At 54.0% G+C, this 12,134-nt stretch carries 10 protein-coding genes; 8 read left to right on the top strand and 2 right to left on the bottom strand.

Annotated features, from left to right (window positions below; genetic code table 11):
• Window positions 1-29 precede the first annotated feature (29 nt).
• The 6 genes from qseG (at window position 30) to J1784_RS03870 (ending at window position 6,615) form a co-directional block, all read left to right on the top strand.
• Complete coding sequence (gene qseG, locus J1784_RS03895) at window positions 30-806, top strand: two-component system QseEF-associated lipoprotein QseG (protein ID WP_217148108.1); 777 nt, start codon at window positions 30-32, stop codon at window positions 804-806.
• Window positions 803-2,140, top strand: coding sequence for a two-component system response regulator GlrR (gene glrR, locus J1784_RS03890; protein ID WP_217148107.1), 1,338 nt, complete (start codon window positions 803-805; stop codon window positions 2,138-2,140). Before qseG ends, glrR begins: the two co-directional genes overlap by 4 nt.
• Window positions 2,141-2,293: 153 nt before the next feature.
• The gene (gene glnB / locus J1784_RS03885; protein ID WP_013574351.1) at window positions 2,294-2,632 is read left to right on the top strand and encodes a nitrogen regulatory protein P-II; all 339 of its coding nucleotides are present in this window, start codon (window positions 2,294-2,296) and stop codon (window positions 2,630-2,632) included.
• Between the two features lie 422 nt (window positions 2,633-3,054).
• The gene (locus tag J1784_RS03880; protein WP_217148106.1) at window positions 3,055-3,576 is read left to right on the top strand and encodes a sorbitol dehydrogenase family protein; all 522 of its coding nucleotides are present in this window, start codon (window positions 3,055-3,057) and stop codon (window positions 3,574-3,576) included.
• A 26-nt stretch (window positions 3,577-3,602) separates the two neighbouring features.
• Window positions 3,603-5,204: a GMC family oxidoreductase gene (locus tag J1784_RS03875; protein WP_217148105.1), complete on the top strand. Its 1,602-nt coding sequence runs from the start codon at window positions 3,603-3,605 to the stop codon at window positions 5,202-5,204.
• 10 nt (window positions 5,205-5,214) lie between these two features.
• Window positions 5,215-6,615, top strand: coding sequence for a c-type cytochrome (locus tag J1784_RS03870; protein ID WP_217148104.1), 1,401 nt, complete (start codon window positions 5,215-5,217; stop codon window positions 6,613-6,615).
• 74 nt (window positions 6,616-6,689) lie between these two features.
• On the opposite strand, the gene hmpA is transcribed toward J1784_RS03870, so the two are convergent.
• A complete protein-coding gene (hmpA, locus tag J1784_RS03865; RefSeq protein WP_217148103.1) occupies window positions 6,690-7,880 on the bottom strand; it encodes an NO-inducible flavohemoprotein in 1,191 nt (396 codons plus the stop codon).
• A gap of 354 nt (window positions 7,881-8,234) precedes the next feature.
• On the opposite strand from hmpA, the gene glyA reads away from it, so the two are divergent.
• Together glyA and J1784_RS03855 are read left to right on the top strand one after the other, a co-directional pair.
• On the top strand, window positions 8,235-9,488 hold the full coding sequence (gene glyA, locus J1784_RS03860) for a serine hydroxymethyltransferase (protein ID WP_217148102.1): 1,254 nt from the start codon (window positions 8,235-8,237) through the stop codon (window positions 9,486-9,488).
• A 163-nt stretch (window positions 9,489-9,651) separates the two neighbouring features.
• Complete coding sequence (locus tag J1784_RS03855; RefSeq protein ID WP_217148101.1) at window positions 9,652-10,812, top strand: 3-phenylpropionate MFS transporter; 1,161 nt, start codon at window positions 9,652-9,654, stop codon at window positions 10,810-10,812.
• Here J1784_RS03855 and csiE read toward each other — a convergent pair.
• The gene (gene csiE, locus J1784_RS03850; RefSeq protein ID WP_217148100.1) at window positions 10,809-12,089 is read right to left on the bottom strand and encodes a stationary phase inducible protein CsiE; all 1,281 of its coding nucleotides are present in this window, start codon (window positions 12,087-12,089) and stop codon (window positions 10,809-10,811) included. The two genes, J1784_RS03855 and csiE, sit on opposite strands and share 4 nt — an antisense overlap.
• Between the last annotated feature and the right edge of the window lie 45 nt (window positions 12,090-12,134).

Below are 12,134 nucleotides of genomic sequence, written 5' to 3'. Positions count from 1 at the left end.
ATGATGCTATTTGCAGGCTGGTGCGTCTGATGAGCGCATTGTCTTTTATCACCCATATCACCTCTCGTCTGGTTCGTTCAGTGTTGCGCAGCCGGGCGTTTTTACTCAGCGCGCCACTGGCGCTGGCGGGCTGTGTCCCGCATTCCACCGAAAACCGTTATTACCAGCAGGTGTCTGATCAGGTCGTTCCCGACAGCAAAGTCATCGACTTTCGTATCGCTCCCTGCGAAACCCTCTGGACACTGGATGACAACGAGGCTGTTACCAACTCACTGTACTGGTTGCGGGCGATGGACTGCGCCGATCGCATGAACGATGCTCAGGCGCGTTTCCAGGCACAGCAGATCCCTGCGACCACCTGGGATGAGGTGTTTAAGCAAAGTATTTTGTTGTCCGGTGCAGAACCCGATCAGCAGCAGCGCCGTGCGTTGCTGGCTAAAGTCAGCGCCTATCGCGGTCAGATGCCGGGACAAATACGCCCGCTGGTGCAGTTATGGCGCGAACGTCAGAATTTACAGGTCGTGCTGGGCGATGAAAAAGCCCGCAATGCCCGCCAGCTGGCGGTGAACGAAGAAAAACTTCAGGCGATGACGCAACAGCAGCAGGTTCTGGAAAGCAATCTCGCCGATACCCGCCGTAAACTGGAAAACCTGACAGACATTGAGCGGCAGCTCTCATCCCGTAAACAGATCCAGGGCGATTTGCCGGATAACGATGCCACTGCGCCTGCCAGAGCCGCTGCCGGTATTCCGGTAAAACCGGCTGAGACTTACACGCCACCGGTTAAGGATTCGAACGCAAAATGACGTTACGCAAAGCAGCCAGTTTATTACTGGTCGATGACGACCCGAGCTTATTAAAGCTTTTGGGAATGCGTCTGACCAGCGAAGGTTTTCGTGTCACCACTGCCGAAAGCGGGGCGGAAGCGCTGCGTGTGCTGCACCGGGACCGTATTGATCTGGTGCTGAGCGATTTACGCATGGATGAAATGGACGGCATGGCGCTGTTCGCTGAAATCCAGAAATTCCAGCCCGGAATGCCAGTGATTATCCTGACCGCGCACGGCTCTATTCCCGATGCGGTGGCCGCGACCCAGCAGGGTGTGTTTGGTTTTCTGACCAAGCCGGTCGATCGCGATGCGCTGTATAAAGCCATCGATGAAGCGCTGGCGCAATCCAGCCCGTCTGCCGATGAAAGCTGGCGCGAATCGATTGTTACGCGCAGTCCGCTGATGCTGCGCCTGCTCGAGCAGGCCAATATGGTGGCGCAGTCTGATGTCAGCGTGCTGATTAATGGGCAGAGCGGCACCGGTAAAGAAGTGCTGGCGCAGGCCATTCATGGAGCCAGCCCGCGTGGCAAGAAAGCCTTTATCGCCATCAACTGCGGCGCACTGCCGGAACAGTTGCTGGAATCCGAATTATTTGGTCACGCCAAAGGTGCATTTACCGGCGCAGTAAGCAGCCGCGAAGGGCTGTTTCAGGCGGCGACCGGCGGAACATTATTTCTCGATGAAATCGGCGATATGCCGTTGTCGTTGCAGGTGAAATTGCTGCGCGTATTGCAGGAGCGCAAGGTGCGCCCGCTGGGCAGTAATCAGGATGTGGATGTCGATGTCCGCATTATCTCTGCGACGCACCGTGATTTGCCGAAAGCGATGGAAAAGGGCGAGTTCCGCGAAGATCTGTTTTACCGTCTTAACGTCGTCGGGCTAAAACTGCCGACGCTAAGTGAAAGGGCGGAAGATATTCCGCTGCTGGCCAATCATCTTCTACGCGTCGCGGCGCAGCGGCATAAACCTTTTGTGCGCAGCTTTTCAACCGATGCACTCAAACGCCTGATGGCTGCCAGCTGGCCGGGCAATGTGCGACAGTTAGTGAACGTGATTGAACAGTGCGTGGCGCTGACTTCTGCGCCGGTGATCAGCGAAGCGCTGGTTCAGCAAGCGCTGGAAGGCGAAAATACCGCACTGCCGACGTTTGCCGATGCGCGTAATCAGTTCGAACTGAATTATCTGCGTAAATTGCTGCAAATTACCAAGGGCAATGTGACGCAGGCCGCCCGTATTGCCGGGCGTAACCGCACCGAATTTTACAAGTTGCTGTCACGCCATGAGCTTGAAGCGACAGATTTTAAAGAGTAATGGAATTTACTTTCAGAGGCTTGAGGTACATTCCTGCCGCTGAACTATGATACCTTTAGCGCCTTCGTATGCCTCTGGCATCCGAAACCAGATTGTGAACCATGCTGCCGCTCAGGAAGGCGGAGAGCAAACGAATGATTATAAGGGTCCGCCATGAAAAAGATTGATGCGATTATCAAGCCATTCAAACTCGACGACGTCCGTGAAGCACTGGCTGAAGTTGGGATTACCGGGATGACCGTGACCGAAGTAAAAGGCTTTGGCCGTCAGAAAGGTCACACTGAATTGTACCGCGGGGCGGAATACATGGTCGATTTCCTGCCTAAAGTGAAAATCGAAATCGTAGTGGCGGATGACATCGTGGATACCTGCGTCGAAACCATTATGACCACCGCGCAGACCGGTAAAATCGGCGACGGCAAAATCTTTGTGTTCGATGTGGCGCGCGTAGTGCGTATCCGTACCGGCGAGCAGGACGAAGAAGCGATTTAACGTTTCATCAGGGCAGGTAATGCGATATTACCGGCCCTGAGTTTTGCTCTGTTGTTCTGCCACATGTTCCTTCCCCCCATCTTGTTATACCAATCAGTTTTCAACCGATTTAGTTTATAACCCCCTTTTTTATCAAGTCCTTACACTTTTATTTCGATCACGCCCACCCAAAATCTCTGTTTATTAATAACCACAAAAAATGCTATTTGTTAGATTTGTGTGAAGCTTGTAGGGTTTTTATTGTGACTTCATTGAAAAAGTGAGAGTAAAATCACGTTTGTTGTTATACCAGTTCTAGAAACCTGTCAGATACGTTGTAATCACCGACTAAAATAATTCAGGGTGAAAGTATCAGGCCGCGGGAACTGGTGTTGATTGATCTTCGTTGATCGTGGTTTCACACCCATTCAAAAGGCTTTGCAATGTCACAACCAGAAAAACCCATACGCATTTCTCGTCGCGTATTTTTAGGGGGCGCACTGGCGGCGCTCTCTGTTCCGCTGATGAACAAGCTTCTGCTGAGTCCGGTTTACGCCGCGCCGGTGGAGGGCCTGTCACAAGCAAAACAGGATTTCACGCAACTCTCGCTGTATCTGACCGGTCATGACCTGCTGGATCCGGCCCTTTCTGAACGTTATTACCAGACGATGCTGGCGCTTTACCCGGATTTCACCGCGCAGGTTCAGGCATTGCAGGCATTTATCACGGCGAATCACATTGACGCCGCTGACCTGCAAAAAACGCTGGACGCACAGCAGCCCGCGCTGGCGAAACTGCCGCGCAGCATCCTTCAGGCCTGGTATCTGGGCGTGGTCGGTGATGGCAAACAGGCGGTTTGTCTGGCGTATGAAAATGCGCTGATGAATGTCGCGGTTCGCGATCACCTTAATCCGCCGAGCTATGCCTACGGCGCTTATGGTACCTGGGCAAAACAGCCTGTCTGAAAATAACGTTCAAAAAGGATTAAGCAATGAGTGAACAACTTTCCGCTGACGTCGTCGTCATCGGCTCAGGGATCTGCGGCTCGCTGGTCGCACAGCGTCTGGCAAAACAGGGCCTCTCTGTCATTATTCTTGAATCCGGCCCGCGCATTGATCGCGGTACGCTGACTGAAAACTTCCGTAATTCGCCGCGTAAAAAAGACTTTATGTCGCCGTATCCGTACTCCGACTGGTCGCCGCATCCGGTATATAAACCGGAAGATAATGATTATCTGCAACAGCAGGGGCCGTATCCGTTCCCGGCGGAATATATCCGCATTATGGGCGGAACCACCTGGCACTGGGCGGCGCAGGCATGGCGCGTTCTGCCCAATGATATGAAAATCAAAACGCTGTACGGCGTCGGTCGCGACTGGCCGCTGTCGTATGAAGAGCTGGAACCGTTTTATTACGAAGCCGAAGTGAAAATGGGCGTTTCCGGCGCACCAAATAATGGATCACCGCGCAACCAGCCGTTCCCGATGGAACCGGTCGCTGAATCCTGGCTGCAACAACGTTTTCGTGAGCGTCTGGCTCCGGGCGGTTATGACGTGATCGTCAACACCACCGCGCGTAACAGCCGAAACTACGACGGACGTCCGGCCTGTTGCGGTAACAACAACTGCATGCCGATTTGCCCGATTGACGCGCAATATCACGGCGGCATCGCCGCGCAGGCCGCTGAAGCGGCAGGTGCAAAACTCATCACCAGCGCCGTCGTTTATCGTCTCGAGCATGACGAGAAAGGCCGCATTGTCGCCGCGCATTATTACGATCCGGATAAAGGTGAGCATAAAGTCACGGCCAAAAACTTTGTTCTGGCGGCGAACGGAATCGAAAGCCCTAAACTGCTGCTGATTTCCGCCAGCGATAAATATCCGGACGGACTGGCAAACAGCTCCGGCACTGTTGGCCGTCACCTGATGGATCACCCGAGTAACTCCCTGACATTTGAAACCGAAGAACCTTTATGGGCAGGGCGCGGGCCAATGAGTCCTGCATCTATCAACAGCCTGCGCGACGGCGATTTCCGAAAAGATTACGCCTCGTTCCGTATCGATATCGCCAACTCCTCACAGGTGCAGTCAGTCACGCAGGATTTGCTGGCGGAAGGTGTTTATGGCATCAGCCTGGATAACGAAATCCGTCGTCGAGCGTCGCATCAGACCAGCCTGAAAAACGTGATGGAACAGCTGCCAAATTACGACAACCGTATCATTCTCAGTGAAAAGAAAGACAAACTGGGCATTCCGAAACCGGCAGCGATTTACCACATGGACGATTACGTGCATCGCGGTATGGCACGCGCCGTGAAGGAATATACCGAGATTGCCAGACTGATGGGCGGCACCAATTTACGTTTCAGTAAGCCGGGCGTTTACGGCAACAACCAGCACATTACCGGCACGATGAGCATGGGTCATGACCCGAAAGATTCCGTGGTGGATGCGTTCGGACGCACCCATGACCATGAAAATCTGTTCATCACCAGCACCGGCGTGATGCCGACGTCGGCGACGGTTAACTCCACGCTGACCGCAGTCGCACTGGCGTTACGTACTGCTGACCACCTTGCCAAAACTGCGCTATAGGCTGACTGAAATGACTCTGAATCGTTTATCTCAAAAACGTCTGACGGGCGCGTTGCTGGCCTTTGGCCTGAGCCTGACTGCGGGCACAGCGTACGCTGCTTTATCGCCGGAACAGGATGCGCTGATTAAAAAAGGCGAATACGTCGCGGTAGCCGGAGACTGCGTGGCCTGCCATTCCACCGAAGGTGGCAAGCCTTTCGCCGGTGGCCTCGGGCTGGCAACGCCGCTGGGCACCATTTACTCGAGCAATATCACGCCGTCGAAAAAAGACGGTATTGGCAATTATACGCTGGAACAGTTTGAACACGCAGTGCGTGACGGCGTGCGCGGCGACGGTGCGAATCTTTACCCGGCAATGCCTTATACGTCATATGCCAAAATCAGCGATGACGATATGAAAGCGCTGTACGCCTATTTCATGCAGGGCGTCCAACCCGTCGATATGCCTTCAACGCCGACCGCGCTGCCGTTCCCGTTCAACGTGCGTTTGTCGATGGCGGGCTGGAATTTGCTGTTCCTGGAGAAAGGCGCGTTTAAAGCCGACCCGTCGAAAAGCGATCAGGTTAACCGTGGCGCGTATCTTGGCGAAGCACTGGCACACTGCAGTACCTGCCATACGCCGCGTAATGCGCTGATGGCCGAGCAGGGCGATAAAGCCCTGGGCGGTAGCAGTCTGGGCACCTGGTTTGCACCGAACATTACGTCGGATGCGGTCAGCGGGATTGGTAACTGGACCACTGACGAAATCGCGGGTTACCTGAAAACCGGCCATGCGCCGGGCAAAGCGCAGGCGGCGGGTCCGATGGCGGAAGCCATCGATCACAGTCTCAGCCATCTGAGCGACAGTGATTTGCAGGCGATTGCCGTGTGGCTGAAACAAACCACGCCGGTCAGTCAGGAAGGGCAGGCGAAAGCGGCCGATCAGTTCGGATCACCGGCGAATTATGTTGATACGCTGCGCGGCGTTCCGCGTCCGGCCGATGCCGACAAGATGACCGGCTGGCAGGTGTATGACGGATATTGCGCCAGCTGCCATCAGCCCGACGGGCGTGGCAGCAAGGACGGCGGTTTGCCATCGCTTATCAACAACACCGCGCTGGGACATCTGAACAGTGACAATCTGGTGATGGCGATTTTGCATGGCGTGCAGCGCGGTGCGGAAAGCAAAGATGTAGCGATGCCGGCGTTTGACCATTTGCTGTCGGATACGCAGGTGGCCACGCTGAGTAATCAGCTGCTGAAGCAGTTCGGTAACGATCAGGCGAGTGTGACGCCGCAGCGGGTGAAAGAACTGCGCGCAGGCGGTAAACCTTCGCCGTTGCTGGAGCTGGCGCACTGGGGAATGGGCATCGCCGGGCTGATTGTTATCCTGCTGATTGCGCTGTTCTTTGTTCGTCGCCGCCGTCATTAACTCTTAATGACGCAGCAATAAACAAGGCTGACATTCTGTGTCAGCCTTTTTCTTTTCTTCTTTTCGGGCGGGGATTAAATCACTTTATGCGGGCCGAAGCATTCGTAGTGAATGTTCGCTTCGCTGACGTCCATCGCCAGCAGCTGTTTTGCGGCAAACTGCATAAAACCGACCGGGCCACACAGATAGAAATGCATTTCAGGATTATTCAGTTGTTCGCTGACTTTGCTCAGATCCATCAGCCCCTGATACTGGAAATCCTCTCCCGGCAAATCATTTGCCTGCGGCTGGTTATACCAGACATGGCTTTCCAGCTGCGGCAGGCGTGCCTGCGCGCTTTTCACTTCGCCGGCAAACGCATGCACCGCACCGTTTTCAGCCGCGTGCAGCCACTGAACCTGTGCATGATGTCCGCGTTCTGCCAGCGTATTGAGCATGCCTAACATCGGTGTCTGACCGACACCGGCGGAAATCAGCGCCACTGGCGTGGTCTTGCTGATGTTCATAAAGAAATCGCCGTGAGGCGCAGCAAGATGAACAATGTCGCCAGGCTGAGCAAAATTATGCAGGAAATTGGACACCGCGCCCTGGCCTTCGCGTTTTACCGCGATGCGGTAAGTTTTTCCGTTCGGTGCCTGCGTCAGGGAATACTGACGGATTTCCTGATTTTCCAGCGATGCATCGCGGATATACACCGCCAGATATTGCCCCGGCTGGAAATCTGCCACCGGCAATCCGTCGACAGGTTCCAGCAAGAAAGAGGTGATCAGTTCACTTTGCCGTTGTTTTTCAGCAATGCGGAATTCACGTGTACCACGCCAGCCGCCGGTTTTTTCTGCGCTGTCCTGATAAATTTCGGCTTCACGGTTGATAAATACCCCCGCCAGCACGCCGTAGGCTTTGCCCCACGCATCCAGCACTTCCTGACCCGGACTGAACATTTCATCCAGTGTCGCCAGCAGATGTTCGCCAACAATATCGTATTGCTCAGGTCTGATGGTAAAGCTGGTGTGTTTTTGAGCGATGCGTTCCACGGCTGGCAGCAGCGCCGCGAGATTTTCAATATTTGCCGCATAGGCGCAGATGGCATCGAACAGCGCCTGACGCTGATCGCCATTGCGCTGATTGCTCATATTGAAAATGTCTTTCAGTTCAGGATTGTGTTCGAACATGCGGTCATAGAAGTGTGCGGTCAGTTTCGGACCGGTCGCGGCGAGCAAAGGAATGGTGGATTTAACGGTGGCGATAGTGGCTGAATCAAGCATAGTGAACTCCGTGTCTTTGCAGATTTTATTAAACATGTATTTTAAATGCATCTTATATAAAACCCCAATTTCTGTAAACACCCACTAAAGGGGTAAGGGCTTTTTCTGTGAGGAGTGAGGTGATGAATGCGATGGGGGCTGAGTCACAAAGCTGAAATTTGTACATGTTCAGTTGAATATTTATCTCTTGATTAAGGGCAGAGGTTCGCAGATCAAAGCCTTGCTGTATCTGGAGCCAATCGTTTGCCTAAAAACCTCAAACTGACCCTATCCGAAGGGCGCTTAAACATTTACACTGTTGCGCAGAACCCGGAAGGGGCGTTTATTTTTAGTTTGTTGAGTCAGGAGATGCGGATGTTAAAGCGTGAAATGAACATTGCCGATTATGATGCTGAGCTGTGGGCAGCAATGGAAAAAGAAGTTGTTCGCCAGGAAGAACATATCGAGCTGATTGCGTCAGAAAACTATACCAGCCCGCGTGTTATGCAGGCTCAGGGTTCGCAGCTGACCAACAAATATGCCGAAGGTTATCCGGGCAAACGTTATTACGGTGGTTGTGAGTACGTCGACATCGTTGAACAACTGGCTATTGACCGTGCAAAAGAATTGTTCGGTGCAGATTTCGCTAACGTTCAGCCACACTCCGGCTCACAGGCAAACTTCGCGGTGTATACCGCACTGCTGCAACCGGGCGACACCATTCTGGGGATGAACCTCGGCCACGGTGGTCACCTGACTCACGGTTCGCCGGTTAACCTGTCCGGTAAACTGTACAACGTGGTGCCTTACGGCATCGACGAAAGCGGCGATATCGATTACGAAGACGTGAAACGTCAGGCCGAAACGCACAAACCTAAAATGATCATCGGCGGCTTCTCCGCATTCTCCGGTATCGTTGACTGGGCAAAAATGCGTGAAATCGCTGACAGCGTTGGTGCTTACTTCTTCGTCGACATGGCACACGTTGCCGGTCTGATTGCTGCGGGCGTTTACCCGAACCCGGTTCCGCACGCACACATCGTGACCACTACTACGCACAAAACTCTGGCTGGCCCGCGCGGGGGGCTGATTCTGGCGAAAGGCGGTGACGAAGAGTTCTACAAAAAACTGAACTCCGCAGTCTTCCCTGGTGGACAGGGCGGCCCGCTGATGCACGTGATTGCCGGTAAAGCGGTAGCACTGAAAGAAGCGATGGAACCTGAGTTCAAAACCTACCAGCAGCAAGTGGCTAAAAATGCCCAGGCAATGGTGGCTGTGGTTCTGGAACGTGGCTACAAAGTGGTTTCCGGCGGTACGCACAACCACCTGTTCCTGATGGATCTGGTTGATAAAAACCTGACCGGTAAAGAAGCCGATGCTGCACTGGGTCGCGCTAACATCACTGTGAACAAGAACAGCGTGCCTAACGATCCGAAGAGCCCGTTCGTCACTTCCGGCGTGCGTATTGGTACTCCGGCTATCACCCGTCGTGGCTTTAAAGAAGCTGAAGCGCGTGAACTGGCTGGCTGGATCTGTGACGTGCTGGACAACGTGAACGACGAAGCGACTATCGAACGCGTGAAACAGAAAGTTCTCGACATCTGTGCACGCTTCCCGGTTTACGCGTAATATTTGCGAAGCCGTAAAGCTGCTAAAACCCGCTCCGGCGGGTTTTTTTATGGGCATGTATCAGAATTTGTGAGCTGGCAGACATTACTGGAGTATGAAAACGTCTGCGGATTGCTAGCGATTGTGAGCTTTGTCAAAGTATTGGCCTCACACCGGAGGATTTATGGAATTGCGTTCCACGCGCTGGCTTGCACTCAGTTATTTCACCTATTTTTTTAGTTACGGTATTTTTCTTCCCTTCTGGGGCTTATGGCTTAAAGGCGAAGGCATTTCCTCCGAAAGTATCGGCCTGTTGCTCGGCGCCGGTTTAGTCGCCCGCTTTCTCGGCACGTTAATCATTTCCCCCTCCATCAAAGACCCGTCGTATCTCATCACCGGATTACGCATCCTCGCGTTGCTCACGCTGGCGTTCGCCGTCGGATTCTGGTTCGGTAACGGCTGGGCCTGGCTGATGATTAACATTGCCGGTTTCAGCTTGTTCTTCGGCCCGCTGGTGCCGCTGACCGATGCGCTTGCCGGTACGCTGCAACGCCAGATCAACATGGATTACGGCAAAGTGCGCGTCTGGGGTTCGATTGCCTTTGTGATTGGCTCGGCGGTCACCGGCAAACTGGTCGAAGTTTACGGGCATAACGCAATCCTCTACACGCTGACCGCCGGCGTGGCGGCAATGCTGCTCGGAATGCTGCTGCGTCCGAGTGTAAAACCGGCGGGCGAGCCGCGCGAAAGCGGTGCGCCGGGTATTACGTGGAAAGCCTTGCTCGGCGAAAAACCGGTCTGGCGTTTTCTGTTATGCGTGACGTTATTGCAGGGAGCACACGCCGCGTATTACGGCTTCAGCGCAATTTACTGGCAGGATGTCGGCTATTCTTCCACGACCATCGGCTATTTGTGGTCGCTGGGTGTGGTGGCGGAAGTGCTGGTGTTTACCTTCAGTAAACAGCTGTTCAGCCGCTGGTCCGCTCGCGATCTGCTGCTGCTTTCCGCGTTCTGTGGCGTGGTGCGCTGGGGAATGATGGGCGCGTTTACCGCATTGCCATGGCTGATTGTGATTCAGATTTTGCACTGCGGCACGTTCACGGTTTGCCATCTGGCGGGGATGCGGTTTATTGCGGCGCGTCCGCGTGATCAGGTTATCCGTCTGCAATCGGTGTATTCCGCGCTGGCAATGGGTGGCGGTGTGGCGGTGATGACGATGGTGTCCGGCTTCCTGTTCGAACATCTGCACGCAGGCTTGTTCTGGGTGATGGCGCTGCTGGCGGTACCGGCGATTTTCCTGCGTCCGCAGGTCACGCCGTCAGCGCCGGAGGTGACAGCCCGCTAGGGCGCTTCGAGCAGCGATCGGATACGTTTTCGCTGCTCTTTCGCCAGCGGCAGTTGGGTGTGGATCACCAGCGGATCGGCATCGGTGCTGCGGGTAGCGTAAGGCGTAACAATCATCGCCACGCCGCTCGGCGCACCGAACTTATAGAAATCCGCCAGCGTCTGATATTTGATGTTCAGCGGCAGCAGTGTCGCCTCACGGATTTGCTGCTCGACCGCATCTTCCAGCGCAGGATTATCATGCGTCAGCAGCAAAATCTGCTTTTCCTGCAAGGCGTTACCTTGCATCAGCCAGGCACCGAAAGTAATCGCCACCAGCCCGATTTCATCTTCCGAAAGACTTATCAGATATTCGTGCTCGAACCCTGCTAACGCCTCGCGGGTAGTGCGTACCAGCCGCGGATACATACGGTTCACTTCTTCCTGCATCAGATTGTCGATACCTATCCCGAAATGACAGCGTTCAATTGCCGGACCCAGATGGGCGAAAAGCTGCCCGACCAGACCCTCGTAGCTGCTGAATTTCATCCCGGCGATGTCCTGAAAACGCGCCACCATATTTTCAATTTCTAATAACAGACGCTGATCTTCCGTCGAACCGGAACTCTGATAACTGTGATTTTTCAGCATCCGCAACATCAGAGTGAAAAACTCACATTCGCAGTCATCCAGCAGGCCGTTGCTGAGTTCCTGCAACTGGATAAACAGTTCACGCGCGGCAGCATATTCCGGCTTTTCACGCAACCAGCGGCGCTGTTGCTCGGTGAAGCGTAATCCTGTCTGGTCGTTGTTTTGCCACAGACAGTACTGAAGGCAGATCAGCATCAACTGGCGGTCATGCCCGCTGAGGGGTTTGGGTAAGAGCGTGCCGCAATCTTCCAGGATCATGCCCAGAATATCGGTGCGCAGTGCTGACTTCGGGCAGGTCTGGCCTTCAAATGCGATATGCAGCCAGGGGATAAAGTGGCGGGAGACGAAATCCGGCGAAATGCGCAACGTACGGCGTAAACCCTGGAATAAGCACAGGCGCTGGGCGAGGCTGTCGCCCTGAATCCGGCACTCTTTTTCGCTGTACTGCAAAACATCCAGACGATGAATGCGCTGAATTTCACAGGTGACCTCTGCCAGATCTTCCCAGGTAGTGGTTAATCCGACACCGTTTATTTCACTGATGATCTCCAGCTGAACTGCCGTCAGCGGCGCGTACAGCATCAGCAACACGTGACAACGGCGTTGCGTAGCGGAAAGCGCAGGGGAGGGCTGTTTTTCTGGATTCATATCACCTACCGAAAAGATATCGCCTGAAATTATTAGTCAAGCATA

It is taken from the genome of Rahnella ecdela (assembly GCF_019049625.1).
Classification (GTDB): domain Bacteria; phylum Pseudomonadota; class Gammaproteobacteria; order Enterobacterales; family Enterobacteriaceae; genus Rahnella; species Rahnella ecdela.
This window is presented reverse-complemented; position numbering and strand designations above follow the sequence as displayed.